General features: G+C 71.7%; 28 protein-coding genes and 1 riboswitch. Of the genes, 6 read left to right on the forward strand and 22 right to left on the reverse strand.

What is annotated here, in order from left to right; all coding sequences use genetic code 11:
• Window positions 1–380: 380 nt before the first annotated feature.
• Window positions 381–959 carry a TOPRIM nucleotidyl transferase/hydrolase domain-containing protein gene (locus AB0F40_RS18585; RefSeq protein ID WP_357470714.1) on the forward strand — a complete coding sequence of 193 codons (579 nt, stop codon included), beginning with the start codon at window positions 381–383 and terminating at the stop codon, window positions 957–959.
• A gap of 78 nt (window positions 960–1,037) precedes the next feature.
• On the opposite strand, the gene AB0F40_RS18590 is transcribed toward AB0F40_RS18585, so the two are convergent.
• The gene (locus tag AB0F40_RS18590) at window positions 1,038–1,928 is read right to left on the reverse strand and encodes a LysR family transcriptional regulator (RefSeq protein ID WP_357470717.1); all 891 of its coding nucleotides are present in this window, start codon (window positions 1,926–1,928) and stop codon (window positions 1,038–1,040) included.
• Between the two features lie 78 nt (window positions 1,929–2,006).
• Between AB0F40_RS18590 and AB0F40_RS18595 the strand changes: the two genes are divergently transcribed.
• Window positions 2,007–2,978 carry a DMT family transporter gene (locus tag AB0F40_RS18595; RefSeq protein WP_357470720.1) on the forward strand — a complete coding sequence of 324 codons (972 nt, stop codon included), beginning with the start codon at window positions 2,007–2,009 and terminating at the stop codon, window positions 2,976–2,978.
• 35 nt (window positions 2,979–3,013) lie between these two features.
• Here AB0F40_RS18595 and AB0F40_RS18600 read toward each other — a convergent pair whose 3' ends face one another.
• From AB0F40_RS18600 to AB0F40_RS18610, 3 genes are read right to left on the reverse strand one after another with little or no spacing between them, the layout of a single operon-like run.
• Complete coding sequence (locus AB0F40_RS18600; RefSeq protein WP_357470723.1) at window positions 3,014–4,060, reverse strand: alcohol dehydrogenase catalytic domain-containing protein; 1,047 nt, start codon at window positions 4,058–4,060, stop codon at window positions 3,014–3,016.
• A 24-nt stretch (window positions 4,061–4,084) separates the two neighbouring features.
• Window positions 4,085–4,699 (reverse strand): TetR/AcrR family transcriptional regulator, encoded by a 615-nt coding sequence (locus tag AB0F40_RS18605; RefSeq protein WP_357470726.1) that lies wholly within the window; start codon window positions 4,697–4,699, stop codon window positions 4,085–4,087.
• Window positions 4,699–5,547 carry an oxidoreductase gene (locus AB0F40_RS18610; RefSeq protein WP_357470729.1) on the reverse strand — a complete coding sequence of 283 codons (849 nt, stop codon included), beginning with the start codon at window positions 5,545–5,547 and terminating at the stop codon, window positions 4,699–4,701. The genes AB0F40_RS18605 and AB0F40_RS18610 overlap by 1 nt, the downstream gene beginning before the upstream one ends.
• A 277-nt stretch (window positions 5,548–5,824) precedes the next feature.
• On the opposite strand from AB0F40_RS18610, the gene AB0F40_RS18615 reads away from it, so the two are divergent.
• Both AB0F40_RS18615 and AB0F40_RS18620 read left to right on the forward strand, forming a co-directional pair.
• A complete protein-coding gene (locus AB0F40_RS18615; protein ID WP_357470732.1) occupies window positions 5,825–6,856 on the forward strand; it encodes a tyrosine-type recombinase/integrase in 1,032 nt (343 codons plus the stop codon).
• Window positions 6,857–6,908: 52 nt separating this feature from the next.
• A complete protein-coding gene (locus AB0F40_RS18620) occupies window positions 6,909–8,219 on the forward strand; it encodes a phospholipase D-like domain-containing protein (RefSeq protein ID WP_357470735.1) in 1,311 nt (436 codons plus the stop codon).
• A 6-nt stretch (window positions 8,220–8,225) separates the two neighbouring features.
• Here the strand turns inward: AB0F40_RS18620 and AB0F40_RS18625 are convergent, their stop codons facing one another.
• The 10 genes from AB0F40_RS18625 to AB0F40_RS18670 form a co-directional block, all read right to left on the reverse strand.
• Window positions 8,226–9,311 (reverse strand): mechanosensitive ion channel domain-containing protein, encoded by a 1,086-nt coding sequence (locus tag AB0F40_RS18625; RefSeq protein ID WP_357470738.1) that lies wholly within the window; start codon window positions 9,309–9,311, stop codon window positions 8,226–8,228.
• A gap of 102 nt (window positions 9,312–9,413) precedes the next feature.
• Complete coding sequence (locus AB0F40_RS18630; RefSeq protein ID WP_357470741.1) at window positions 9,414–10,094, reverse strand: MBL fold metallo-hydrolase; 681 nt, start codon at window positions 10,092–10,094, stop codon at window positions 9,414–9,416.
• A gap of 114 nt (window positions 10,095–10,208) precedes the next feature.
• Window positions 10,209–10,799 (reverse strand): MerR family transcriptional regulator, encoded by a 591-nt coding sequence (locus AB0F40_RS18635; RefSeq protein WP_357470744.1) that lies wholly within the window; start codon window positions 10,797–10,799, stop codon window positions 10,209–10,211.
• A gap of 122 nt (window positions 10,800–10,921) precedes the next feature.
• Window positions 10,922–11,431 (reverse strand): bifunctional nuclease family protein, encoded by a 510-nt coding sequence (locus AB0F40_RS18640; RefSeq protein ID WP_357470830.1) that lies wholly within the window; start codon window positions 11,429–11,431, stop codon window positions 10,922–10,924.
• A gap of 178 nt (window positions 11,432–11,609) precedes the next feature.
• On the reverse strand, window positions 11,610–12,404 hold the full coding sequence (locus AB0F40_RS18645; RefSeq protein ID WP_357470747.1) for a MerR family transcriptional regulator: 795 nt from the start codon (window positions 12,402–12,404) through the stop codon (window positions 11,610–11,612).
• A complete protein-coding gene (locus AB0F40_RS18650; RefSeq protein ID WP_357470750.1) occupies window positions 12,401–12,874 on the reverse strand; it encodes an FHA domain-containing protein in 474 nt (157 codons plus the stop codon). The genes AB0F40_RS18645 and AB0F40_RS18650 overlap by 4 nt, the downstream gene beginning before the upstream one ends.
• 222 nt (window positions 12,875–13,096) lie before the next feature.
• Window positions 13,097–13,984: a DUF881 domain-containing protein gene (locus AB0F40_RS18655; RefSeq protein WP_357470833.1), complete on the reverse strand. Its 888-nt coding sequence runs from the start codon at window positions 13,982–13,984 to the stop codon at window positions 13,097–13,099.
• Window positions 13,985–13,986: 2 nt separating this feature from the next.
• Window positions 13,987–14,319: a small basic family protein gene (locus AB0F40_RS18660; protein ID WP_357470753.1), complete on the reverse strand. Its 333-nt coding sequence runs from the start codon at window positions 14,317–14,319 to the stop codon at window positions 13,987–13,989.
• A complete protein-coding gene (locus tag AB0F40_RS18665; RefSeq protein WP_357470755.1) occupies window positions 14,316–15,200 on the reverse strand; it encodes a DUF881 domain-containing protein in 885 nt (294 codons plus the stop codon). The genes AB0F40_RS18660 and AB0F40_RS18665 overlap by 4 nt, the downstream gene beginning before the upstream one ends.
• A complete protein-coding gene (locus tag AB0F40_RS18670; protein ID WP_357470758.1) occupies window positions 15,197–15,751 on the reverse strand; it encodes a CDP-alcohol phosphatidyltransferase family protein in 555 nt (184 codons plus the stop codon). The genes AB0F40_RS18665 and AB0F40_RS18670 overlap by 4 nt, the downstream gene beginning before the upstream one ends.
• Window positions 15,752–16,114: 363 nt before the next feature.
• Here AB0F40_RS18670 and AB0F40_RS18675 point away from each other — a divergent pair, with 363 nt between their 5' ends.
• Window positions 16,115–18,136 carry a DEAD/DEAH box helicase gene (locus AB0F40_RS18675; protein ID WP_357470761.1) on the forward strand — a complete coding sequence of 674 codons (2,022 nt, stop codon included), beginning with the start codon at window positions 16,115–16,117 and terminating at the stop codon, window positions 18,134–18,136.
• 111 nt (window positions 18,137–18,247) lie between these two features.
• Here the strand turns inward: AB0F40_RS18675 and AB0F40_RS18680 are convergent, their stop codons facing one another.
• From AB0F40_RS18680 to rpe, 8 genes are all read right to left on the reverse strand, one after another.
• On the reverse strand, window positions 18,248–18,745 hold the full coding sequence (locus tag AB0F40_RS18680; RefSeq protein WP_357470764.1) for a PH domain-containing protein: 498 nt from the start codon (window positions 18,743–18,745) through the stop codon (window positions 18,248–18,250).
• A 5-nt stretch (window positions 18,746–18,750) separates the two neighbouring features.
• The gene (gene hisG / locus AB0F40_RS18685) at window positions 18,751–19,614 is read right to left on the reverse strand and encodes an ATP phosphoribosyltransferase (protein ID WP_357470767.1); all 864 of its coding nucleotides are present in this window, start codon (window positions 19,612–19,614) and stop codon (window positions 18,751–18,753) included.
• Between the two features lie 55 nt (window positions 19,615–19,669).
• Window positions 19,670–19,933: a phosphoribosyl-ATP diphosphatase gene (locus AB0F40_RS18690; RefSeq protein WP_108494143.1), complete on the reverse strand. Its 264-nt coding sequence runs from the start codon at window positions 19,931–19,933 to the stop codon at window positions 19,670–19,672.
• A gap of 225 nt (window positions 19,934–20,158) precedes the next feature.
• Window positions 20,159–20,638 carry a 6,7-dimethyl-8-ribityllumazine synthase gene (gene ribH / locus AB0F40_RS18695; protein WP_357470770.1) on the reverse strand — a complete coding sequence of 160 codons (480 nt, stop codon included), beginning with the start codon at window positions 20,636–20,638 and terminating at the stop codon, window positions 20,159–20,161.
• Entirely contained in the window at window positions 20,635–22,083 is a 1,449-nt protein-coding gene (gene ribB / locus AB0F40_RS18700) for a 3,4-dihydroxy-2-butanone-4-phosphate synthase (protein WP_357470773.1), read from the reverse strand. The genes ribH and ribB overlap by 4 nt, the downstream gene beginning before the upstream one ends.
• A complete protein-coding gene (locus AB0F40_RS18705; protein WP_357470776.1) occupies window positions 22,080–22,748 on the reverse strand; it encodes a riboflavin synthase in 669 nt (222 codons plus the stop codon). The genes ribB and AB0F40_RS18705 overlap by 4 nt, the downstream gene beginning before the upstream one ends.
• Window positions 22,748–23,875, reverse strand: a complete 1,128-nt coding sequence (ribD, locus tag AB0F40_RS18710; RefSeq protein ID WP_357470779.1) for a bifunctional diaminohydroxyphosphoribosylaminopyrimidine deaminase/5-amino-6-(5-phosphoribosylamino)uracil reductase RibD — start codon at window positions 23,873–23,875, stop codon at window positions 22,748–22,750. The genes AB0F40_RS18705 and ribD overlap by 1 nt, the downstream gene beginning before the upstream one ends.
• Window positions 23,876–23,995: 120 nt before the next feature.
• A riboswitch (FMN riboswitch) is annotated at window positions 23,996–24,130 on the reverse strand.
• A gap of 249 nt (window positions 24,131–24,379) precedes the next feature.
• Window positions 24,380–25,042 (reverse strand): ribulose-phosphate 3-epimerase, encoded by a 663-nt coding sequence (gene rpe, locus AB0F40_RS18715; RefSeq protein WP_357470782.1) that lies wholly within the window; start codon window positions 25,040–25,042, stop codon window positions 24,380–24,382.
• On the opposite strand from rpe, the gene AB0F40_RS18720 reads away from it, so the two are divergent.
• Window positions 24,950–26,443: a hypothetical protein gene (locus tag AB0F40_RS18720; RefSeq protein ID WP_357470785.1), complete on the forward strand. Its 1,494-nt coding sequence runs from the start codon at window positions 24,950–24,952 to the stop codon at window positions 26,441–26,443. The genes rpe and AB0F40_RS18720 overlap by 93 nt on opposite strands.
• The last annotated feature ends 17 nt before the right edge of the window (window positions 26,444–26,460 follow it).

The following is a 26,460-nucleotide window of genomic DNA, read 5'->3' on the forward strand; positions in this document are numbered from 1 at the left end:
GTGGGGGTTGCTAGGGCTCTGGCTTTCTACCCCCCCACACACCCCCCCCCCGACCGAGCTCACAGGCCCGGACGCGCCAAACTGCCGAACTCACGGGCCTGGACGTCACACCTGACCGAGCTCGTCGCCGTGCAGCCACCCGGGGGTGCCCAGAGCCGTCCAGGTGCAGCGTTTCCTCAGCACACCCTCACTGCACCGCGCTCACAGCATGACCGTTCGGCACGACCCCTCGCCCGCCCCGCACGATCAACCGTGAACCGCCTCAAAGCACTGTGTTTAGCGCAACACAACGGTTAGTCGGCATGAAGTAAGGGCAAAACAGTAGCAGGACGGAAATCCGTCGGGCCCGTCCCCGGCCCTGCGGCATACGATCCAGGGACATGAACCCCGTAGGAGTACCCCCTGCTTCCACGAGCGCCGCCGTGCTCGTGGAGGGCGAGAGCGACCGGGCGGCGGTTGAGACGCTCGCCGCCCGCCTGGGCCTCCCCCTTGCCGACCTCGGGGTGCAGGTCCTCGCGATGGGCGGGATCACGAACATCGGGCGCCACCTCGTCGCGCTCGGCGACCAGGACATCCGTCTGGGCGGCCTGTACGACGCCGCGGAGGAACGCTTCGTCGTCAAGGGCCTCGACCGCGTAGGGCTGCGTCCGTTCGCGGCCACCACTCCCCTGACCGACCTCGGCTTCTTCCGCTGCGACCGGGACCTCGAGGACGAGCTCATCCGGGCGATCGGCGTCGACGGGTTCCTCGCCCTGATCGATGCCGAGGGAGAGCTGCGCAGCTTCGAACGCCTCCAGGGCCAGCCGGCGCAGCGGGAGCGCACCACCACCCAGCAGCTGCACCGCTTCATCGGCTCGAAGGGCGGCCGCAAGGAGCGCTACGGGCGCCGTCTGGCGCAGGTGCTGCCGCTGGACCGGGTACCGGCTCCGCTCGACGCGCTCCTGCGCTGGGCAGTCTGAGCCGCGACTGAGGCCCCGACCCGGCCTGAGCCAGACCCGGGGTCGGGCGGCAGGCAGGCGGCGCGGGTTCACCGGCAGTCAGTCGCCGCCCAGCCGAGCAAGCCGGTCGGCAAGGTGCAGCACCGCGCGGCTGCTGCTGCGCCGGTTGGTGGCGAGGACGAGCTCCCGCCACAGGGGCTCGGCCAGTGGGAGGAACGTGACGTCGTCGGAGGCGTACCGGCGAGCGGAGGCAGGGACGCACGCCACGGCGAGCCCAGCGCGGACGAGCTCGATCTGCGTGACGTGGTCCGCGACGTGAAAGCGCACGTCCACGTCGACGCCGCGCGAGTGAGCGACCTGGGTGAGCGCGACATGCGGGTCGGACCCTGCTGGGCAGGTGGCCCAGGACGCGCCCTCGAGGTCCCGGAGATCGACCTCGGCCCTGGTGTGTCCCGGGTGGCTGGCGGGCAGCGCGATGTACGCCTCCTCCGTGGCGAGCCGCCGGTACGTCAGACCGGCAGGGAGCCGGACCGGGGTCGGGGACCATGACTCGGCGATCACGAGGTCCAGGTGTCCCTCCGCGAGCCGGCGAACATGATCGACCGCTTCGCCGTCCTCGACGAACACGTCGACGCCTGGATGGGCCGCGCGCAGGTCGACGAGCTCGGTCGTGAGGACCGTTCTGACCGCCGACGCGACCGCACCGATACGGACCACGCCGGCCAGCGGGTCCCGGGCGTGCACGGCGTTGTCGGCCTCTTGCATCAGGGCTGCCACTCGCCCCGCGTAGCGGGCCAGCACCTCCCCCTCGGAAGTGAGCCGGATGCCTCGTCCGCACGGTTCGACAACCTTGACCCCTGCCTCGGCCTCCAGTCGCCTGAGCTGCTGGGAGACCGCTGGCCCCGACATGCCGAGCAGCGTGGCGGCTTCCCTGACCGAACCGGTGCGGGAGAGCGCGTCGAGTGCTCTGAGCCGATTCCATTCCCACATATTCTTAACGTTAGCTTATGACTTGATTCAACAAACCGGTCGTAGACAAGCGCAATTCCGGCCCATAGCGTCACCTGCGTGGAGAAGACCAGGACGATCGCGCAGCCGAGACGCCAGAGCACGGCACGATCACACAGAGCCGCATCCCTGTCGGTGCTCGCCGGGGCGCTGTGTCTCTCCGCCTCGGCGGTCCTCGTCAAGCTCGCCGGGGTCGACCCGTCCACCACCGCGGTCCTGCGCTGCGCGATCGCCTGCGCGTTCCTGGTCCCGCTCGCGCTGTGGGAGCGTCGACGCCGGGGTGCGCCCTCGCGGACCGCCACGCTCTGGGCCATCGTCGCCGGGATCGCGCTGGGTGTGGACTACGCAGCGTGGACGGCGTCGATCTACCACGTCGGCGCCGGGATCAGCACCGTGCTGGTCAACGTGCAGGTGATCGTCCTGCCCGCGCTCGCGTTCGCCTTCGACGGTGAACGTCCACCGCGACGGTTCCTCCTCGCGGTCCCGGCGATGGGCGCGGGGATCGTCATGGTCGGCGGGATCGGCGCCGGCGCAGAGACCGACGGTGACCGCGTCGTGTCGGGAACGGTGCTCGGAGTGCTCGCAGGCGTCGGGTACGCCGTCTACCTCTATCTCACCCGCCGCGGGAATCGGGCGTCACCCGGTAGGACCGTACAGTCGCTGGCCTGGGCGACCCTGTCCGCGGCGACCACGGCCGCGCTCCTCGCCCCGTTCGGCTCCGGCCTCGACATCACCGGCATCTCCGCCCGCTCGTGGCTCCTGTTGCTCCTGCTGGCCGTCCTCGGCCAGGTCATCGCCTGGATGTTCATCAACACGGGCAGCGCCGAGCTCGCGCCGAGCACGACCGCGGCGCTGCTGCTCGTCCACCCGATCCTCGCGCTGGCGCTCGCCGCGGCCGTCCTCGCGGAGCGGCCCCAGCCCACCCAGCTCGTGGGCGCCGTGCTCGTGGTGACCGGTGTCGCCGTCGCCGGCAATGCCGTACCGGGCGCCGTGGCGCTGCTGCCTCGTGGGAAGCGCGGCGCCGGGCGTTAGCAACGCCCCGCACCGACCGAGGGTGTGGCTCCCCGTCACGCCCGCCGCGGGTCGAGAACGACCATCCCGGCGCGCGGCGTGGTGTCCATCGTCGGCAGGAGCTCCGCGGCCTGCGCCAGGCCGACGACCCGGTCGAGCAGGTCCTGAGGACGTAGCGCCTCGGAAGCGACCAGGTCGAGCATCTCGGGGTAGTCGGCCGCTGCCATACCGTGGCTGCCCAGCACGTCGAGCTCCCAGGCGATCACCCGGCCCATGGGCACGCGCGGGCCGCCGTCGACGGGCGGGAACAGGCCCACCTGGACGTGGCGCCCACGACGGCGCAGGCTCCCGATCGCGTCGGCGCACGTCTGCTCGCTCCCGACCGCGTCCACCGCGACGTGCGCGCCGCCGTCGGTCACCTGCCGCACGACGCCGGGGACCTCGAGACCGTCAGCGAGCACCGTGCGCTCCGCTCCGGTGCGCCTAGCCGCGTCCAGCGCCACCGCGGAGCGGTCGACCGCGACGACGCGCGCCCCACGGGCCACGGCGATCATGATCGCGCTGAGGCCGACGCCGCCCGCGCCGACGACCACCACCCACTCCCCTGCCCGGACCTGCGCCCGCCCGGCCACTGCCCGGTAGGCGGTGGCGAAGCGGCAGCCCAGGCTCGCCGCGGTCTCGAACGAGACGCCGTCAGGGATGGCGACGAGGTTCGCGTCGGCCGCGTGCAGCGCCACGAGCTCCGCGTAGGAGCCCCAGTGCGTGAAGCCGGGCTGGGTCTGGTCGGGGCAGACCTGCGCCTGGCCGGTCCGGCACCACTCGCAGGTACCGCAGCCGCTCACGAACGGCACGGTGACCCGGTCCCCCACGTGCCAGCCCGTGACGCCGGTGCCGACCTCCGCGACAACTCCCGCGAGCTCGTGGCCCGGGACGTGCGGCAGGGCGGCGATGTCGGCGTCGTGCCCGGACCAGGCGTGCCAGTCACTCAGGCACAGGCCGGTGGCGTGCACCCGCACGACTACTGCGCCGTCGGGCGCCCGGGGATCAGGTACCTCGCGGACCTCGACGGGACCGTGGAACTGGTCGAAGAGAATGGCTCGCACGAGCGGATTCAATCACGGGGTGCGTCAGGCCTTCAGGCCCGCGCTGATCAGCCAGATGTGCTCGCACGTCGCGGAGGCCCGGCGCAGCTCTTGCGGGGACTGCTGGGAGGCGTGGTAGAAGGTCCGCTCGATCATCCAGCACAGCGCGCGACCCATCGCTGACGCCTGCTCCGGGCCGGTGCCCGCCTGGACGCCGGCCCGCTCCAGGACGGCGGTGATGGCCGCGCTGAACAAGTCTGCGGTCCGGCTCCACAGCGCGCCGATCTCCGGCACGCTCAACGACAGGTCGATCGCGGTGCGCATGACCGGACCATGGTCGCTCCACAGCTCGATCGTGCGTCGCATGGCCACCGCGATGGCCTGACGCGGCTCCTCGGCCTCCGCGGTGGCCCTGGACCGCTCCCACAGGTGCGCGACGGTCCGGGCCACCAGCGCCGTGACGACCTCCTGCTTGGAGCCGAAGTAGAAGTACAGGGCGCCGCGGGTGATGCCGGCGCCCTGAGCGAGGTCGCCGACCGTCACGGCGTCGTAGCCCTGGCGCGCGAGCAGCGCTTCGCAGGTGTCCAAGATGGCCCGTTCCCGCAGGTCGCCCTTGCGATCTGCGGTGCGCCGCCGCCGTGCGGCGTGGTCGCCGGTCATCAGAGCTGAGCGCCCTCGGTGAAGTCGGTGGTCCGGGAGAGCGTCTCCCAGGTGCGGATGTCGTCGTCCACGGCAGCTCGCGCGGCGGTGATCAGGCGCAGGGCGTCCGAGCCCAGGACGAGGTGGGCCGGCGGCTGGTCGAGCGACGCGATCTGCACCACAGCCTGTCCCGCCTGGACCGGGTTGCCCAGCTGGTTGCCGCTGGCCTTGTGCCGCGCCGCCCGGATGGGGTCGAACAGCTCGTCGTAGTCGTCAACGGTCCGCGCGGCCCGGGACATGGACCGCCCGGCCCAGTCGGTGCGGAAGGATCCGGGCTCGATGGCCGTCACATGGATCCCGAACTGCGCGACCTCCTTGCCCAGCGCCTCCAGGACGCCTTCCAGCGCGAACTTGCTGCCGCAGTAGGCAGACATGCCGGGCACCGCCATCAGCCCGCCCATGGAGGTGACGGCCATCAGGTGCCCGCGCCGGCGTCGGCGCATGTGCGGCAACGCCGCCTGCAGCGTGGCCATCGCCCCGAAGACGTTGACCTCGAACTGCCGCCGCACCTCCCCCAGCGGGGTCTCCTCGAACGTGCCCTCCAGGCCGTAGCCCGCATTCGCGACGACGACGTCCAGGGGCCCGACGTTCTGCTCGACCTCCGCGACGACGTCCGACACGGCGTCGCCGTCGGTCACGTCCAGGACGCGGCCGTGCGCGTACCCGGGGGCGAGTCCCTCGAAGGCCTGCAGGTCCTGCGCCGAACGAACGGTTCCGACGACGGTGTGCCCGGCCGACAGGGCGGCCTGGGCGAACGCGCGCCCCAGGCCTGAGCTGACGCCGGTGATGAGCCACTTCTGCTGCTGCACTGCCCCTCCGAGGAGTCGTGTGGAGAGCCTGCTGCCCTCTGCCTGCCAAAGTCTACACCGTGTCGATTTTAGTAAACGCACTGTAGATTCCTCGGAGGCAGTACCTGGGTGCTGTGGTGCTCACGGTGCCGCGCCGCCGCGACCTCGCCTGAGCCACACCGCCCCGGCGTACCACGGCGCACCCGCGGCACCTGTCGAGAGGTGCGGATCGCATCGCAGGTCAGCGGCATATTCCGGCATATCGGGAGTGTCAGTGGTCCCGCCTAGGGTGACGGTCATGGTCGCCCCTCCGCGCCTCGAGCGCATCACCGTCGCCGAAGCCACCCGTCGTTATCTCGCGGCGGTCGAGGTCGAGACGATCCGCGGTGTCCTGTCCCCCGCCACGGCACGCAGCTACACGCGTGACGTCACCGAGTTCGGCCGGCTGACCGGCCGCGACCGCGTCCTCGACGACGTGACGGGGCCCGACGTCGACAGCGTCCTGGTGCGCTACCAGTCCGCACCCGACGCCCGGTACACCGACCCGGACCGCAAACCAGGCCCCGGACGCAGCACGGCCACCGTCAACCGGTTCCGGCAGTCCGTCACCCGGTTCCTCGCGTACGCCGCGCGCGAGTGCTGGGTACAGGCCGACCCCATGCAGTGGGCCGCACCGCCCGCCAAGGTGCGCGGCACCCTGCGCACCGCCCGCACAGCCCTGTCCGCCGGTGCGGCACGCAGCCTGCTGACCACCACCCCCGCCGACGCACCGGCCCGCACCGACCAGGACCTCGTCCTGCGCGACCGGCTCGTGGTCGCGCTCCTGCTCGTCCTCGGCCCGCGCGTCTCCGAGCTCGCCCGCACCGACGTCGACGACGTCGCCCGAGAGCCCGAGCGCACCACGTGGCGCATCCGCGGCAAGGGCGGCAACACCCGCACCGTGACCCTGTCACCGCCCCTGGCCCGCGCCCTCGAGGACTACCTCACCAGCCTGCGCCCCACCCTCGCCACGAAGCGACCCCAGGACGCCGACGCCCAGCGCGCCCTCCTGCTGTCCTGGCGCGGACGCCGCATCGACACCCAGGCGATCCGCGCTCTGCTGTCCCGCGCCGTGTCCCGCATGCCCGCGCCCTACCAGCGCGAGGCCACCCCCCACGCCCTGCGGCACACCACCGCGACCCTGCTCGTCGCCGACGGATGGGACGTCAAGGTCGTCGCCGAGCTGCTCGGGCACGCGTCGATCGCCACCACCGGCGTCTACCTCGACCGCATCGAGGGCGAGCTCGCCGCCGCCATCCGCTCCCACCCCCTGGCAGCGGCGATCGACTGAGACCGAAGCACAAATCCGATGCCAGAACCGCGAGACCGGGTACCGTGAGCCCGTGGCGTCTCGCAAGGTCCCCGGTAACCTCCCCCAGCTCAGCAACCTCCCCAAGCTCACGCTCGACATCCCGTCCGGATTCGTGCAGCGGGCCCGCACGCTCGCGACCCGGGCCGCGATCGTCGCGGCCGCCGTACCGGTCGGCGCAGCGGTCGCACTCACCGTCACCGACATGGTCCGACGGCGCCGGCACCCGCTCACGGCGAAGTTCCCCACCGAGAAGCCGCTCACCGAGCACATCGACCAGACCGCCACCACGGTCTACACCTACGGCGCCGACCTGTTCGAGGCGATGCTCGAGGCGATCCGCGGCGCTCGCAGCACCGTGATGCTCGAGTCGTACATCTGGAAGAACGACCACGTGGGCCAGCAGTTCAAGCAGGCCCTCATCGACGCGTCCGCTCGCGGGGTCGAGGTCTACGTCATCGTGGACGGCTTCGCCAACCTCGTCGTGCCGTACTCGTTCTTCCGCTTCCCGCCCGCCGTGCACATGCTGCGCTTCCCCGTGCTGCGCCCCGGGATGGCCTACTTCAACATCCGCACCTCCGGGCGCGACCACCGCAAGATCCTCGTCGTCGACGACGAGATCGGGTTCGTCGGCGGGTACAACATCGGCTCCCTGTACGCCACGCAGTGGCGCGACACCCACGTGCGCCTCGCCGGCCCGTCCGTGTGGGAGCTGCGCAACGCGTTCGTCGACTTCTGGAACCGGCACCGCAAGCCGCGCCACCCCATCCTGCCCGACGTCGGGTCCGAGGCCTGGCTCCCCCACCTCAAGGCCGCCCGCAACGCGCCCTCGGAGCTGGTGTTCCCGATCCGCGGCCTCTACCTCGACGCGATCGACCGCGCCACGAACCACGTGTACATCACGCAGGCGTACTTCATCCCGGACCACGACATCCACGCGGCGCTGCTCGCCGCGGCCGCACGCGGCGTCGACGTCCGGGTCCTGGTCCCCCACCGTTCCAACCATGTCGTGGCCGACTGGCTCGCCCGCGGCCAGTACGCGTCCCTGCTGCGCGGTGGCGTGCGGATCTTCCTGTACCAAGGCGCCATGGTGCACGCCAAGACCGCCACCATCGACCGCCGGTGGACCACCATCGGCACGGCCAACATCGACCGGCTCAGCCTGACGGGCAACTACGAGGTCAACCTCGAGATCGTCGACCCCGGCCTGGCTGGCCGCATGGAGGACATCTTCGCCATGGACCTGTCCAACGCGCAGGAGCTCACGCTCGCGCAGTGGGAGGAACGCGGGGCGCTCGCGAAGATCGGGGAGTACCTCCTGATCCCGCTGCGCCCCCTGCTGTAGAGGCCCTCACACCGCGGCCTGGGCGGCGCTCCGCACCACGGCCCCGGCATCGGAGTGCTCCCACCGGGTTCGCGGGAGCGCGTCCGGTGCTTCCCGCTGGAGCCACGTCACCAGGCCCTCGCGCACCAGGCACTGCAGGTCCCACAGCGCCAGGCTGTCCGCGCTGCTGATCGTCGCCCGCGCACGCACCAGCCCGGACACGGCGGAGGTGACCTTCAGGCTCACCACCCGGCCGTCCCACAACGGTGACTCCACCAGGATGCGCCGCAGCTCGTCGCGCATCGGCTCCAGCGGCACCCGGAAGTCGACGTCGATCTCCACGATGCCCATGACCTCCGTCTTACGCCGCGTCCAGTTCTCGTACGGCGTGGAGGTGAAGTACGTGCACGGCAGGATCAGCGTGCGCTCGTCCCAGATCTGCATCACCACGTACGCGAGCGTGATGTCCTCGATGGTGCCCCACTCGCCCTCGACCACGACCACGTCACCGACACGCACCGCATCGCTGAACGCGATCTGCATCCCCGCGAACAGGTTCCCCAACGAGGACTGCGCCGCGAGGGCCGCCACGACCGACAGCACGCCGGCCGACGCCAGCAGGCTCGCGCTGGCGGTCCTGGCCTCGGGGAACGTGAACAGGACCGCCGCGCACGCCACCACGGACACCAGGCCGATCGTGAGGCGCCGCACGACCAGGATCTGGGTACGCAGCCGGCGCGCGTGCCGGCCTTCCATGCTGGTGCCCACCCGGTGCAGCGCGCGGTCCTCGACCACCAGGGCCACGGTGGCGACCATCCACGCGGAGCTGACGATCACCGACACCACCACGACGTGCTCCAGCACGGGGAACCAGTGGTCACCACGGTTCGCGGTCGACCACACGGCGATCCACATGCCCAGGACCATGAACGTGGCGTGGGCGGGCTTGCGCAGCCGCACGGCGATCTCCCGGACGGTCTCGTTGCTGCGTGCGGCGAACCGCACCACCTTCGAGGCCAGCATCACGGCGAAGAACGCCACGGTGATCGCGAGGGCCACCCATCCGAGCGTCACGGCGAGGTTGGTTGCCTGTTCGATCTCTTCCTCTGCCACGGGCACAGCGTCGCCCATCGGTACCGCGCGCCGCAAACTCCACAACCGGGACATTGCGGAGTTCACCCTGGCGGTCGTCGGGCTGCTGCGGTGGTGGCCGCGTCAGACGGTCAGCGACTCCCCTGCCGACAGGCGCGTGTAGGTGTACTTCCCGCCGAGGCGTGCCGTGTCCAGCCACCGCGCGGTCAGGGTGTGGCCCACCTCGGACAGCGGTGCGTCATGGATCGGCACGACGACGGCGGCGGGGACGGCGCGCGCGAAGTCGATGACCTCGGCGAGCTTGACCCAGGGTCCGGAGACCGGCACGAGCAGCACGTCGAGGACGTCGTCGGGCAGGGCGTCGGGTGCGGTGTATGAGTCGCCGGGGTGGTAGATCCCGCGCCCGGGCGTCGTGACGTGATAGGTCACGTTCCTGGCCAGCCGGGGGGCGTCGGGATGGATCTCGGCGTGGTCTCCCCCGCCGACGGTGACTTGGGCGCCCGAGATGTGCAGGACGTCGCCGGGCGTGACCTCGTGGACGCGTTCCGTCGGTGCGTCGCCGGAGAGGAGGTCGTCGATGGCCGAGCGTGGGCCCCACACGTGGGCGTCGGTGCCGGATGCGAGGTGCTGGAGCACTGCTTCCGCGTCCAGGTGGTCGGCGTGGTCGTGCGTGATCAGGACGGCGGTGGCACCGTTCAGGGCGGCCTGGGTGTCGGAGAAGGATCCGGGGTCGATGACGAGCGTGCCGCCGCCGTCGGGCAGGGCGAGGCTGACGCACGCGTGACCGTGGAAGGTGAGCTGCATGCTGGCAGGTTACGCCTGCACGCCGTATCCAGCAGGGATACAGCAGACCGCCTGGTCGGGTTCGTCGCGGCCCCGTCCCAGACGGCTGAGTGATGCGGTGTGGTGGCGGCCGGGTCAGCCGGCGGAGCGTGCCGCCCGGCGTTGCGCGAGCTCGTCGCCCTCGACGGCGGGGACGTCGCCGGGCTCGCCCGGGTCGAGGGTCTCGGTCGGCATCTGGGCGAGGGTGCCTTCGATCTCTCGCCACACCCGGCCGACGGCGATGCCGAACACGCCCTGGCCGCCCGCGACGAGGTCGACGACCTCGTCGGGTGAGGTGCACTCGTACACGCTCGCGCCGTCGGACATGAGGGTGATCTGTGCCAGGTCGTCGACGCCCCGCTCACGCAGCGCGGTGACGGCGGTGCGGATCTGCTGCAGGGAGACACCGGTGTCCAGGAGGCGCTTGACGACCTTCAGCACGAGGATGTCGCGGAAGCTGTACAGCCGGTGCGTTCCGGAGCCGGTGGCCGGTTTGATGCTGGGCTCGACGAGTCCGGTGCGGGCCCAGTAGTCGAGCTGGCGGTAGGTGATGCCGGCGATGTGGCATGCCGTGGTTCCGCGATAGCCGGTCGTGGAGTCCTGCTCCGTCAGGTCCTCACCGAAGAGGAGGCCCTGCGCGCCGTGCGGGACCGTAGCGCGTGTGGCTCTCTCACCGCTGGTGTTCACTGTGCCTCCTGGGGTGTCGTGACCACGCTATGGCGCGTCGAAGGTGATTTCAAAGATGCGCGCCGTGAAAGGTTCGGCGTGTCGCGAGCTGTTCGGTTTTCACCCGGTGAGTTGGTCCGCTTTCATCCGGTTCGGCCACCACCGCCTGGGGTGCCGCCACCTGGGGGTCCGAGGAAGTCCTCGGGGGTGACGTGGTCGAGGAAGTCGCGGAACCGTTCGACCTCGGCCTGCTGGTCGACGTCGACGATCTCGACGCCGGCCAGTGCCACGATCTCGGCGGAGCACAGGACGGGGCTGCTGGTGCGCACGGCGAGCGCTATGGCGTCGGAGGCCCGGGAGTCGAGGTGGACGCCGTTGCTCAGGACGAGCTCGGCGAAGTAGATCCCGCCTTCCAGGGCGACGATCTCCACGCGTTCGAGCGTGACGCCGACGGCGCCGAGGACGTCGCGCAGGAGGTCGTGGGTCATGGGGCGGGGTGTGGCGAGGCCTGCCTGAGCCATGGCGATGGCGCTGGCCTCACGTGCGCCGATGACTATGGGGATGGCCAGGTCGGCGGCGCTGTCCAGCAGCAGCACGACGATCTCCTGATCGCGTTGCTGCTGTCGCACACCGATGATCTCCACGGGAACCATCGGCACGTCGTCGGGCCTCACGCTTTCACCGTACGGCTTCTCGTGGTCACTCGTCGCGCGCGCGGGACAAATTCCTGGTCACCGACGGGTCGGCCGGCGGCAAAGACGGGTGATCTTTACGTGCGGGCGCGGCGCGGGAGGGGCCACGTGGCGGGGCCGTGTCCTGGGCGGACGCCGGTCAGCCGAGGTCGTCGATGCCCTGCCGGACCCATGCGGCGTGCAGGCGGGTGAACAGCTCACCGATGTCGCTCGCCATGCTGGCGGCGCGGCCGCGTGCCGCGCTGGCCTGCTGGCTGCGCAGCGGTGCGACGACCTGGTCGACGAGCGCGACCTGCCGGTCGGCGGAGGTGCGGAAGGAACGCAGGTGGCGGGGCTCGATGCCGAACTCTGCCAGGGCGCCGGCGATCCGGGCGACGTCGACGGCGCTCGACCCGAAGGTGCTGCCCGACGACGGCAGGAGGCCTGCCCTGGCCAGGTCCTGCACGAACTCTTCGGTGACGCCGGCCGCGTCGGCCACGGACTGCGCGGTCCAGCGGCGCCGGGCGGGTGCGGCGGCGCCGGCCAGGCGTGGTGCGGGGTGCTCGGCCGAGTCGGGGTCGGCGTCCATCGCGGCGAGGCGTTCCTTGATGACCTTCAGCGGCATGTAGCTGTCGCGCTGCTCGGTCAGGACGAACCGCAGTCGTTCGACGTCGGCCTGGCTGTACTGGCGGTAGCCCGACGGCGTGCGCACCGGCTCGATCAGGCCCTGCTCCTCGAGGAAGCGGAGCTTGGAGTGCGAGACGGAGGGGAACTCCTGGCCCAGCGCACGCAGCACGTCGCTGATGCGCATCGTGGCCTGGCGGGAGATGCCACGGGGCCAGGGCGCGTCGAGGTCGTCCTGGTCCTGACCGTGCTCGGTGTCCTGTGCACGGTCGTGGCGCGGGACGGCGGGGCCGTGGACCCCACGATCGTCGCGCGCGGCGCCGGTCGTCACGGGGCGGGCGTCCCCGCGCCCCACTGCCCCGGCGACTGCGGGCTGGCGTGGAAGGTCAGGCGGAACTTGCCGATCTGCACCTCGTCGCCGGTGACCAGCGTGGCCGCGTCGATGCGGCCACGGTTGACGTAGGTGCCGTTCAGTGAGCCGATGTCACGGACGACGAACGAGTCGCCCTCGCGCACGAACTCCGCGTGCTTGCGGGACACGGTGACATCGTCCAGGAAGATGTCGGCCTGCTCGCTCCGGCCGGCCACCGAGCGACCGGTGTCCAGGAGGAAGCGTGCACCGAATCCTGGGCCGCGCTGCACGATCAGCAGCGCGGAGTGCCGCGGCAGAGCGGCGACCGCGGCGGCTTCCTCCGGGCTGAGCGCCGTGCGTGGCGCCTGCTCGTCGGAGGTCGGGAACGCGATGCGACCCAGGTTGGCCGTGGTATCGGGCCCGACCGGATGGGCGCTGGGGTCCGTCATCAGGTCTCCTCGGGTGCGGTGATGATGTGCTGGGTTACTACGCTCGGACAACGGCTGGGACCGTCCCCGGGTTCCACTCAACCTACCCCGACCACGATGGACACGGAAACCAAAGTTGGGAACCAACCCGGATAAAACTACCCACGTCGCGGCGGTTCCGCATGCCGGTTTCCACAGCTCGTACCACCGGCCCCCCGATCAGCGCCCGGAACGTGGCGCGGGTCACTCCTCCTCGACCGGTTCGGCATGCTCCGGTTCCCCCGGGATACGCAGCGCGTCCACCCTGACCTGGTCGGAGACCGTGGTGGTCGCTTCACCGCCCTCCTCACGGATCCGCGGCAGCGCACCACCCGGGATCTCCAGCGCACGGTCGATCGTCTCGGGGTCACCGATGGCCGTCCACTCGTACGGGGAGCTGATCGCCGACCCGTCCAGCACCACGCTGCCACCGGAGTCCACGAAGTAGCTGGTCGTCACGAGCCGCACCCCGTTGACCTGGATCGCCTCGGCCCCCGCGTTGCGCAGCTCCTCGAGCAGGTTGAACAGGACCTGCGCCTCCAGCGGCCGCTCACCGTCGGCCACATGGATCTGCACCCCCGGACCATGCGCAGGGAGCCTGCCCGAGAGGATGCCCTCCTGCTCGGCACGCTTCAGCGCGAGATCCCGCGCGGCCTGGTCCCGGCCGTCCTCCGACCGCAGCTCGTCCCGGATCTCCTCCAGGTTCGCCACCTCCGCGTCGAGCTGGTCCGCGCGCTGCGTCACCTCGTCCAGCAACCGCACCAGCTCGTCCTGGCGCAGACTGCTGAGCTGGTCCCCCGTCGACTGCCCCACCTGCACCGCCAGGGCAAAACCCAGCAGCAGGCACAGCAGCCCCGTCAACAGCTCCGAACGCGTACCACGCGGCCGCAGCAGCTGCGCCACCCGCCGCCAGCCCGACGCCGGCAGCGGCTGCTCGGCGCTCGCCGGCGCACCGGGCTCGTCGTCGACCCGATGCTCGACCCGGCCCTCGGCCTCCGTCTGGTCCACGCCCCGGTCCTCGCCGCGGTCCTCGACCCCGTCACGGGCCTGGTCCGCAGACCCGTCCGGTCCCCTGCCGCGCTCGTCGCCCATGCTCACGCCTTGAAGATGTGCCGGCGGATCGAGGCAGCGTTCGAGAAGATCCGGATACCGAGCACGACCACCACAGCCGTCGACAGCTGCCCACCCACACCGAGCTGGTCACCGAGGAACACGATGAACGCGGCCACCACCACGTTCGACAAGAACGACACCAGGAACACCTTGTCGTCGAACAACCCGTCGAGCATCGCCCGCAGCCCCCCGAACAGCGCGTCCAGCGCCGCCACCACCGCGATCGGCAGGTACGGCTGCAGCATCAACGGGACGGTCGGCTGCAGCACCAGGCCGGCAACCACCCCCACCACGAGCCCCACGATCGCGATCATCCGTCGTCCTCCTCGGATCGGTCCTCTGTCGTACGCGCGAACCGCAGCGTCGGGGAGCCCGCACCCGGCAGGTACATCCCCTCGCTCGTCGTCACCTCGTTCTCGATGCCGTACTCCGCTTCGAGCAGCTGCAGGAATCCCAACCCCGCCGACCGCGCGAACTCGGCCTGCATGTCCTCCGGGTCCCCCACGGCCTCCACCGTGTACGTCGGCCCGTTCAACGGCTGCAGATCCACCAGGATCGCGTCACCCGCGTTCCGGATCGCCGACAACGACGTCAACCGCTCATCATTCACCGCGACCGCCTCAGCACCCGCCGCCCACAGCTCGTTCACGACGAACTGCACGTCCGCGTCCCGCACCCGCGACTCCGCCGGCGCATCACCCGGATCCACCAGCCCGCCACCCGAACCGTCAGTCAGCCTCACCACCATGCCAGGACCCCGCACCGGCACCGCACCGCTCACCCACCGGTCCAGCTCGTTCACCTCCACCAACGCAGACGGCAACAACCCACCGCTGCGCAGCCCGTCCACCTCCGCACCGAGCTCCACCGACCGCCGCGACAACGACTCCACCGCAGCACTGCGCTCCTGGATCCGCTCCATCAGCACCGTACGTCCCTTCGCCACCGACGGCTGCGGCGCCCGCAGCTCGCGGACCGCGACCGTGGTCGCCGCACCGAGCAGGACCGCCACCAGCAGCCACGTCACCACGCTCACCGCGCCCCGCCGCGACGTCGTCTCCCCCGCCTCCGCGCGCCGCTGAGCCATCTGCGCGTACCCCGGGTCCAGCGGACGCTCCGTGACCTCGCGCAGCAGCGTCATCGACTCGTCCGGGCGCCGGACCTGCGCACCCGCCGACGAACCCGGTGCGGTCATGCCCCGCCCGCCAGTCGCCGCACCTGCGCCACGTACTGCAGCCCCGCCAGCCAGTACAGACCCACACCCCACCAGGTGAAGGCCCAGCCCACCACGTGGGCGCTCGCGCCGACCCAGCCCGGCGCCTCCGCGAGCAGCAGCAGCGGGAACGCGTACAACAGGGCGAACGTCGCGACCTTGCCGACCAGGGTCACGTTCAGCGTGCCGTACCCGAGACGGGCCAGCACCGGCACCGTCAGCGCCAGCAGCACGTCACGCGCCACGATCGCCACCACGAGCCACAGCGGGACCACCTCACGCCAGGCCAGGCCGATCAGCGTCACGAAGATGAACAGGCGGTCCGCGAACGGGTCCAGCATCTGCCCCAATCGGGTGACCTGGTTCAGGCGACGGGCCAGCACACCGTCGAGCCAGTCCGACACGCCCGAGACCGCGAGCACGAGCAACGCCCAACCGTCCTCGCCCAGGACGATCAGCACGGCGAAGACCGGCACGAGCGCCAGCCGCACCAGGCTGATCACGTTGGGCACGGTCAGGACCCGGGAGCTCATCTCCGCCCCAGCAGACACGCACACCGCCCTTGTTCACGCCGGTTTCGTCTCGGCCGCCATCCTACGTGGCCGCCGTTGCGTATCCGCACTGGCGCGCCGTCCAACCACACAACCACGCCCCTCACCACGCACAACATCACCCCCGTGCTGCACGTCACGCTCCCCGCACCTGTGCCGAAGCCCCCAGCAGCCGATAGGGTGGTGTCACATCCCCTTGGAGTTCGTCGTCTTCCCGTGTGTGCACATAACGTGCGAGGCAGGCCCGCAGCCTTGGCTGCGGGGAAGGTGTTTCGGGAGCGAGCGACGCGAGGGCCCTCACCTCGGCCCTGACTCCGCCCGCGACGACGAACGGTGCAGCACTGCATGTCTATCGACACCCATGACCTGATCGCGCCTGCTGAGCAGGACACCGAGCAGGCCATCGCCGACACCGGCGACCAGACGACCCCCGAGGCCGTCACCACTGAGGGCACCACCTCGGAGACCACCTCCGAGACCCCGGCCCCCGAGGCAACCGCCACGGAGCCCGCCGCCGAGCCGGCCACGTCCGAGCCCGCAGCGCCCGCCCCGGAGCCGGAGCCCACCGGCCCGACCTTCGCAAGCCTCGGCCTCCCCGCGCAGCTGATGGCAGCCGTCGACAAGCTCGGCTTCGTCACGCCCTCCGCCATCCAGGCGCGCGCCATCCCCGAGCTGCTCGCCGGCCGCGACATCACCGGCGTCGCCCAGACCGGCACCGGCAAGACCGCCGCGTTCGGCCTCCCGCTGCTCGCCGCCATCGACCCCAAGCTCCGCAAGGTCCAGGCCCTCGTCCTGGCCCCCACCCGCGAGCTCGCCATGCAGGTCGCCGACGCCATCGAGTCCTTCGCGACCGAGCTCGACGACGTCCGCGTCCTGCCCGTCTACGGCGGCGCCCCCTACATCCCCCAGCAGCGCGCCCTGCGCGACGGCGTCCACGTCGTCGTCGGCACCCCCGGCCGCATCAAGGACCACCTCGACCGCGGCGCCCTCAAGCTCGACGACATCCGCTTCCTCGTCCTCGACGAGGCCGACGAGATGCTCCGCATGGGCTTCGCAGAGGACGTCGAGGAGATCTTCGGCCAGGCACCCACCAAGCGCCAGGTCGCCCTCTTCTCCGCGACCATGCCCCCGGCCATCCGCAAGGTCGCCGACCACCACATGACCGACCCCGTGCAGATCGCCGTCACCCGGCAGGCCTCCACCGTCACCGCGGTGCGCCAGACCTACGCCGTCGTGCCCTTCCGCCACAAGGTCGGCTCCCTCGCCCGCGTCCTCGCCACCTCCGACGCCGACGCCGCCATCGTCTTCACCCGCACCCGCGGCGCAGCAGAAGACGTCGGCTCCGCCCTCATCGAGAAGGGCATCTCCGCCGCCACCATCTCCGGCGACGTCGCACAGAAGGAACGCGAGAAGATCGTCGAGCGGCTCCGCTCCGGCGCCCTCGACGTCCTCGTCGCCACCGACGTCGCAGCCCGCGGCCTCGACGTCGACCGCATCGGCCTCGTCGTCAACTTCGACGTCCCCGGCGAGCCCGAGGCCTACGTCCACCGCATCGGCCGCACCGGACGCGCCGGACGCACCGGCGAAGCACTCACCTTCGTCACCCCCCACGAGCGCGGCAAGCTCCGCAGCATCGAGCGCACCATCCGCGCCTCGCTCGAAGAGATCGAGATCCCCTCCCCCAAGGACGTCTCCGCCCACCAGGTCAAGCGCACCCTCGGCAAGGTCGCGACCCGCCGCGAAGCCGGCCGCCTCGAGATGTACACCGACCTCATCCGCACCTACACCCAGGACAACGACGTCGACCCCATCGACGTCGCCGCCGCCATCGCGGCGCTCGCGGTCGGCGACGACGGTCCCCGTGCCCGTGCGGAGCAGGAGGAGTACGAGCGGGAGCGCAGCGAGGCCAAGTCGGCCGCGGCCCGGCGCAACGCCCGTGACGGTGACCGGCACGACCGGGCCCCGCGTGGCCGTTCCGAGGGCGAGCGCGGCATCCGTCGTCCGGCCCGTGGCACGCGCTACCGCATCGCCGTCGGCCACACGCACGGCGTGCAGCCGGGCGGGATCGTCGGTGCGTTGACGGGCGAGGGCGGCATCACCGGCGCCGACGTCGGCAAGATCGACATCTTCGGCAGCTTCTCCCTGGTGGACATCATCGCGCCGCTGGACAACGACGCGCTCGACCGTCTGGCCCGCGCCCGCGTGGCCGGCAAGCCGCTGCGCATCACGCTCGACCGCGGTCCGGCACGGCCCGGAGGCGACCGCGACCGTGCGCCCCGCAGCGGTGGCGACCACCGCCGTCCGGACGGCGAGCGTGGTCCCCGTGCCCGCAGCACCGCCCACTGGGAGGCGCGCAGCAGCCGCTGACCCGGCTGACGCTCGACGAGCAGTCGCATGACGACGGCGGTCGAGCTTGCCGAGACCTGGTCTCGGCAAGCTCGACCGCCGTTCTTGCTGCCCGGGCGCTTCCCGGTCCGGCTACCTCTGGTCGGGCTCGTCCCGGTCGGGCTCGGGGGCCTCGCCCAGCTCGGCGATGAGCGCCACCAGGCGGCGCGCCTCGGCCATTCCGTGCTCGCCGTCGGCGCGCTGGATGCCCATCACGGCGAGCACGTCGCCGTCGGCCAGGTCGAGGTGCACCCACGGGTCGTTCGGCCCGAACCGCACGCCCACGATCTCGGCCCACGACAGCCGACGGCGCTTGGCGTAGTTCACCACGGTCAGGCCGGTCGGGTCCGGGAGGGCGCGCACGGCACCGAAGCGCCAGGCGATGACGGCGCCCAGGAGACCGAACACGATGATCCCCGCCCGGTTCGCGGCGTCGGCGCTGTTCGCGGCCAGCGCGACGAACGTGCAGCCCCCGGCGACGAGCAGCGCGAGCCCGTACGCCGTCGGCGTCCCGAAGCGCCCGCGGAAGGCACGGAAGTGGTCCCGGCCCCGGTGGGGGCCGGTGTCGCCGCTGCCGGTCTCCGCGCTCATGGGGCCTACAACCGGGAGGCGTGGATAGACGTCACGATGATGGCGCGCGCACCGACGTCGTACAGCGCGTCCATGATCTGGTTGGTCTCGCTGCGGGGCACCATGACGCGCACCGCGCAGGCGTCGCTGTGGTGCTGGGCGGAGACGGTCGGGGACTCCTTGCCCGGCGTGATCGCCACGGCCCGCTCCAGCCGTGCCGCGGGGACCACGTAGTCCATGAGCACGTACTCCCGGGCCGTGATCACGCCCTCCAGCCGCCGCGTCAGGACGTTCAGGCCCGCGGGCTGCTCGACGTCCGCCTGCCGGATCAGCACGGCCTCGGAGCGCAGGATCGGGTCGCCGAAGACCTCGAGGCCCGCGGCCCGCAACGTGGTACCGGTCTCCACGACGTCGGCGATGACGTCCGCGACGCCGAGCCGCACGCTCGACTCCACGGCGCCGTCCAGGTGCACGATCGCGGCGGGCTCGACGCCCTGCTTCGCCAGGTGCTGGGCCACGAGTGTGGTGTACGACGACGCCACGCGCCGCCCGGCGATCTGGCTCACCTCGGTCACCGGCGCGGTCTCGCCGGGCCCGGCGGGCGCCGCGTACCGGAACGTGGACCGGGCGAACCCGAGGCCGAGGTGCTCGACCGCGTCGGCGCCCGAGTCGAGCATCAGGTCCCGGCCGGTGATCCCGACGTCGACGGTTCCGGTGCCCACGTACACCGCGACGTCGCGCGGGCGCAGGAAGAAGAACTCGACGTCGTTCTCGGGGTCGGCGAGCACGAGCTCGCGGGTGTCACGGCGCTGACGGTAGCCCGCCTCGCGCAGCATCTCGGAGGCGGGGCCGGACAGGGCACCCTTGTTGGGGACGGCGATGCGCAGCATGTGGTTGGTTCCTCTCTGGGTGTACGGCGGATCTGGGTGCGAGGTCGAGGCCTCGCTACAGATGCGTGTACACGTCCTCGAGGGTCAGTCCCTTGGCGACCATCAGAACCTGCAGGTGGTACAGGAGCTGGGAGATCTCCTCCGCGGTCTCGCTGTCCGACTGGTACTCGGCTGCCATCCACACCTCGGCGGCCTCCTCCACGACCTTCTTGCCGATCGCATGGACGCCGGCATCCAGCTGGGCCACGGTGCCTGAACCCGCTGGACGGGTCTCGGCCTTCTCGGTCAGCTCGGCGAACAGGGTCTCGAAGGTCTTCACGGGCCCAGCCTAGTCGGGCACCGGGGGCACTACCCGCCGCCGTCCCACCTGCTGGCCATGTCGGACCTATGGCGCAGGCCACTCCCGGGCTTCCCGATCTTGGCTGAGGTGCGATGTGCTTGGGAGCTCCGGGTGGGTTCAGAAGTGCTTGGCACACTATTAATCTCGGTGTCAACCATGACATGTCGCGGTGGCCGCTCCCTTCGCGGCCACCGCGACAGCAGGTCACCGGGGTGCGGGCACCAGGTCCCGGAGCGTCACGGCCGTGGCGACCGCGGCCTCGGCCGCCTCGGCGCCCTTGTCCTCGCGGGAGCCGTCCAGACCGGCCCGGTCCAGCGCCTGCGCCTCGTCGTCGCACGTCAGCACCCCGAACCCGACCGGGACGCCCGTGCGCACGCTCACGTCGGTCAGGCCGGTCGTCGCGGCGGAGCACACGTACTCGAAGTGCGGCGTCCCGCCCCGGATCACCACGCCCAGCGCGACGACGGCGTCCGCTCCCCCGGCGGCCGCGCGTGCCGCCGACACCGGAAGCTCGAACGAGCCAGGCACCCGGACCTCCGTCCAGTCGGCGCCCGACGCCTCCAGCGCCCTGCGCGCCCCGGCCAGCAGACCGTCCATGACCTGCTCGTGCCAGCTCGCCGCGACGACCACGACCCGCAGGCCGGTTCCGTCCACGGTCACCTTCGGTGCTCCAGCGCCGCTCATGCGCATGCTCCTTCGTCCTCGTTCACAGCAGGGTTCACAGCAGGGTTCATCGCCAGCTTCAGCTCCGTGAGGTCCAGCCTCTCGATGCGGTGCCCCAGGAGGGCGCGCTTCGTCTCCAGGTAGCGGTGGTTGTGCACGCCGCGACCCACCACGAGCGCCCGCCGCCCGACGACGTCCGTACCCGCCTCCCGCAGGCCCGACACCTTCTCCGGGTTGTTCGTCAGGAGGGTCACGCCGTCCAGCCCGAGGTCCGCCAGCATCGCCGACGCCGCGCCGTACTCCCGCGCGTCGACCGGCAGCCCGAGGTCCACGTTCGCCTCGACCGTGTCCCGGCCGCCGTCCTGCAGCGCGTAGGCCTGGATCTTCGCCGCCAGGCCGATCCCCCGGCCCTCGTGGCCCCGCAGGTACACCACTGCGCCGCCCTCTGCGGCCACCGCCTCGAGCGAGGCCTCCAGCTGCGGGCCGCAGTCGCACCGCAGGGAGCCGAGCGCGTCGCCGGTCAGGCACTCCGAGTGCACCCGCACCAGCGTGCCGCGCGCCGAGCCCTCCCGCCGCGGTCCGGACAGCGCCACCGGGGTCAGCGCCAGGTGCTCGGCACCCGAGAGCAGGTCCCGGTACGCCACCACCCGGAACTCGCCGTGCCGCGTCGGCAACGACGCCTCCCCCACGCGGAGCACGCGGGCGGCCGGGACGTCGTCGAACGCGGAGTCGCCCGGCAGCACGTCGTCCGGTAGCGGAGCCTCGCCCAGCAACGGCGCGGGGTCGTGCGCACGACGCCACGCCACCAGGTCCGCGACCGTCAGCACCACGAGCCCGGCTTCCGCCGCCAGAACCCGCGCCTCGGACAGGCGCAGCACGTCGCCGTCGTCCCGGACGAGCTCCGCGATCGCACCCACCTCGCCCAGGTCCCGGCCCGCACCGCCCGCGAGCCGCACCAGGTCCACCGCGGCCTCCGTGTGGCCCGCACGCTCCAGCACGCCGTCTGGCCGCGCCCGCAGCGGCAGCACGTGCCCCGGCCGGATCAGGTCCCGCGCGCCCGACGCCGGGTCACCCAGCACCCGCAGCGTCCGCGCCCGGTCCGCACCAGAGATGCCCGTCGTCACGCCTTCCGCCGCGTCCACCGACACCGTGTACGCGGTGGCGCGGGGGTCCTCGCTCCGCTCCACCATCAGCGGCAGCTCCAGCGCGTCCGCACGGTGGGCGGGCATCGGCGCACACAGGTAGCCCGACGAGTGCCGCACCGTCCAGCCCACCCACTCGGCGGTCGCCGTGCTCGCGGCGAGCACCACGTCCACCTCGTTCTCCCGGCCCGCGTCGTCGGCCACGAGGACCGGACGGCCGGCAGCCAGCTCGGCGAGGGCCTGCTCCACGAGGCCAGAGCCCGGCCCGGCCACGAGCCGCTCGTCCACGACGCCAACGGCGCTCGCGGTGTCCCGCGCGCTCATCGTGCGGCCTCCGTCGCCAGGTCGCCGAAGGCGGCCCGAGCACTCGGTGCGGGAGCGCCGGTCGTGCCCGTCGCCAGCAGCCGCTCGACGTACTTCGCGAGCACGTCCACCTCGACGTTGACCAGGTCACCCGGGGTGAGCCGGCCGAGCGTCGTCGCGGCGAGCGTGGTCGGGATGAGCGACACGCCGAACCCCTCGTCCGACACCCAGGTCACGGTCAGCGAGACCCCCGCGAGGGCCACGGAGCCCTTCTCCGCGACGTACCGGGTCAGCGTGCCGGGCGCGCCGAACGCGAGGTCGTCCCAGCGCGGTCCGGGCGTGCGGCCCACCAGCGTCGCGACGCCGTCGACGTGCCCCTGAACCACGTGCCCGCCCAGCCGGCCGTTGGCGGGCAGGGCGCGCTCCAGGTTGACCGGCGCACCCGGGACGAGGCCGCCGAGCGAGCTGCGGCGCAGGGTCTCCGGCATGACCTCGGCCACGAACGCGCCGTCGGCAACCGAGGTGACGGTGAGGCACACCCCGTCGACGGCGATCGAGTCGCCGGGACGGGCGTCCGACGCGGCGAGCGGGCCCACGACGGTCAGGACCGCGTCGGACGCGTCGTCGCCGTCGGGCCGGGCGATCGCGACGACGGAGCCGAGCTCCTCGATGATTCCGGTGAACATCAGATCTCCTCCTGGGTGGGCCGGACGGGCCGACCGTCCTGTCGTGGCTGGTTCGTTGTGGGCTGCGCGCGGCGCGCGACCATGAGCACGTCGTCCCCGAGCCGGGTCACGTCGTGGGTGGTGAAGCGCGCCGCCGCGCCGATGGTGGTGATGCCGAGGTCCCCTACGACGGTCGGACCGGCGCCGAGCAGCACCGGCGCGACATAGGCGTGGAGCTCGTCGACGGCGTCGGCGGCCAGCAGCGCGGTCGCCAGGGTCGGGCCGCCCTCCACGAGGAGGTGGCGTACCTCGCGTTCCGCGAGCCGGTCGAGCACGGCTGCGAGATCGTGCTCCGGCAGGTGCAGCAGCGCGCCGCCGGGCCCGCGCAGGCGGGCGGCGTCCGGCACCGGGCGGCGGCCCAGCACCACCCGGAGCGGCTGGTGCTCGAAGAGCCCGCCGTCGATCGTCCGGGCGGTCAGCGACGGGTCGTCGGCCAGGGCGGTGCCCGTGCCGACCGCTATCGCGTCGACCTGCGCACGGACCGTGTGGGCGTGGGCACGTGCCTGCGGGCCCGTGATCCAGCGGCTCGTCCCGTCCGCGGCGGCGACCCTGCCGTCGAGGCTCGTCGCGAGCTTCAGGGTCACGTAGGGCCGGCGGGTCCGGACGGCGTGCAGCCAGTGCCGGAGCAGCTCCTCGCCCTCGTCCGCCAGGGTGCCGGTGGTCACCTCGATACCGGCGGCCCGCAGCTTGGCCGCCCCGCCGGTCGCTACCGGGTTCGGGTCGCCGACCGCCACGTGCACGGCGGCGACGCCGGCGTCGATCAGGGCGTCGGCGCAGGGCCCGGTGCGGCCGTGGTGGGCGCACGGTTCGAGCGTCACGACCGCCGTCGTACCCCGCGGGTCGATGCCGCGCGAGCGTGCGGAGGCCAGGGCCGCAGCCTCAGCGTGCGGGGTGCCCGCACCGCGGTGGAAGCCCTCGGCGACGGTGCGGCCGTCCGGGTCGAGGAGCACGCAGCCGACACGCGGGTTCGGGCCGTGTGCCGGGCCCTGGGCGGCCAGCGCGAGGGCGCGGCGCATGGCGCTCTCGACCACGGTCGGTGCGGCGGATACCGCCGCGTACTGCGCGGCGCCCTGCGGTGCCTGGGTCATGCGGTCCTTCCCCGAGCTTCGGCGCTCCGGGGGTGGACGACGGGTGCGCGGACGAGACCTCTCGGCCCTGCCCGCGCGCACGACGTCACGGCGACGCACGCCCCAGGGGGCGACGACGCCGCACGTGCTTCCTCCCATCCGGACTTTCACCGTCGGTCCTGGAGTTCCACCAGATCAACCGGCCCTCCTTGCGGAGGACGCGGGTCGCGGACTGTCACCGCCGGCTCGGAATTACACCGACCCCGGAGCACGTGTGTGCGTACTGCTGCTTGCCAGCATGCCATATCTGGCCGGGCGACCGGCATGGTCTGCGTCACACCGTGGGCCGGTGGTGCACTGCCTGCACGGTCCGGGTGTGATGTGGGTCCGCTTGGCACACTTTTTCTCACCAGACCACGTCGAGAATGACCTGAGGTACCGAATCCGGCCTCGTTCGGTACCTCAGGTCATTTTCGAACCGGACCTTGCTCCCCCTCCCAGCCTGGCACCGCTCACCCCGCCGTCTCAGTGGGTGTGCTTGGCCGCCAGCTCGCGCAGCGTCGCGATCTCGGCCGGGATGTCCTCGGCCCCGTACACCGCCGACCCCGCGACGAAGACGTTCGCGCCCGCGTCGGCCGCTCGCTCGATCGTGTCGCGCGACACTCCCCCGTCGACCTGGATCCAGACGTCCAGACCCGACTCGCTCACGGCCTCCCGCGCTCGGCGGATCTTCGGCAGCGTCCCCTCGATGAAGGACTGCCCGCCGAATCCCGGCTCGACGGTCATCACGAGGATCATGTCGATCTCGCCGAGCAGGTCCAGGTAGGGCTCCACCGGCGTAGCGGGCCGCAGGGCGACCCCCGCCCGCGCACCGAGCTTCCGCAGCTCCCGCGCCAGGCGCACCGGCGCCTGGGCCGCCTCCGCGTGGAAGGTGACCGACGCCGCCCCCGCCTCCGCGAACGCCGGTGCCCACCGGTCGGGGTTCTCGATCATGAGGTGCGCGTCGAGCGGGACCGGGGACACCTTCGCGAGCCGCTCGAAGATCGGCAGCCCCAGCGTCAGGTTCGGCACGAAGTGGTTGTCCATGACGTCGACGTGCGCGTAGTCGGCGTCGGCGATCCGGCCGAGGTCGCGCTCGAGGTTCGCGAAGTCGGCGGACAGGATGCTCGGGGCGATGAGGGCTGCCATGACGTCAGCGTAGAGCGCGACTCTCGGCGTCACCGAACCGTGCCACCCGACCTCGCCGCCGAACCCGAGGTGCGCGCGCCAGGTCTCCTGAAGAACGATCACATCTGCACGACACAGTTCAGCCAGGACGAACTGTTCGGGACAGGCCGCAGACCCGGCCCACAGCCGAACGTGGCTCACGTTGACCTCCTGCCGCTACGCTCTCGCCGTGGACCGTGCCGACAGCCCAGAGGACGGCGGGCGCCTCACGCACCGGCGGTCGAGATGACTCGCCGCCAGAAGGAAGCCCGCAGGGCGATGGAGCGTCGGATCGCGGCTCAGTCCGCGGCTCAGTCGAAGCAGTCGGTCCCGGAGAGCTCATTCTGGGAGAAGTTCCGCACCGGCCTCGCCACCATGCGAACCAATCTTTCCAAGGCTCCGACGAGGGTCTTGTCGGCCAGTGCCGTCGCCCTCCTCGTCTTCTGGATCCCGGTCGCCTGGATCACCGTTGATCACCTCGTCACGCCCCTGATCCTCGATGTTCGCGGCGTCACCGTCGAGGCGTTCGTCGACCAGCGTTTCTACGGCAGATCCAGTCATACGCTCGATGTTCAGACCCTTGAGGGTCCACAGTTCTCGACCACCCTTGAGCACTGGCCGCGCGGCCTCGAGGTCGGTGACCTGTTCAACCTGACCTACGACCCGCAGCAGCCGAACCGAGCCACCGCGGAGGACGCGCCCTGGATCGACGCGACCGTCATCCAGTTCCTCTTCCTGGCTCTGCTCATACTCCCGCTCGGACTCCTGCTCGTTCCGATCGCTCTCGAGCTCGCCCGGCGTGGGTGGAGCCGCGCAACGTCGCGGCGCGGCGCGGACAGCACGGATGCACCGGGTACACGACCCCGGGACATGCAGCGCGCGTACCCGGCCGCGGTCCGGTACCTGCGCAGCAACACCGAAACCCAGCCGGCGATCATGACATTCGCGGTGTTCGTGCTGATCCCGGCGTTACTCGTCCTCGGTAGCGGAACCTTGGCCGTGGTACAGGTCGCAGAAGCGGCTGCGCTGCACCAGCGAGGAGGCTCCGGTACGGCGATCGTCGACCGGACGAACACGGTCTCCGGATGGGGCGAACGCGTTGAGATCCACTTTGTTGCGCCCGCCGAGCCACGGGTCAGGCCTGTGCGAACGACCGTCACGAACCTTGCGGACGTGCACTTCGAGGGCGAGCGCATCAAGATCGTCTACGACCCCGAACATCCGGAGAACGCTGTTGAAGCGGGCGCTGTCGCATGGGGCTGGTCCGAGTGGAACGCAATCTTCTTCTTCGTCGCTTCTGCAGCGTTCGGGGCGGTGAGCTTCCCCGCCGTCGTCCCGCGTCTTGGCCGCGCGGTGCGTCGCGACCAGCCCACGATCGGGTAGGCGACCCGGTTCAGCCA

The sequence above is a fragment of the Promicromonospora sp. NPDC023987 genome, from assembly GCF_040639055.1.
Lineage (GTDB): Bacteria > Actinomycetota > Actinomycetes > Actinomycetales > Cellulomonadaceae > Promicromonospora.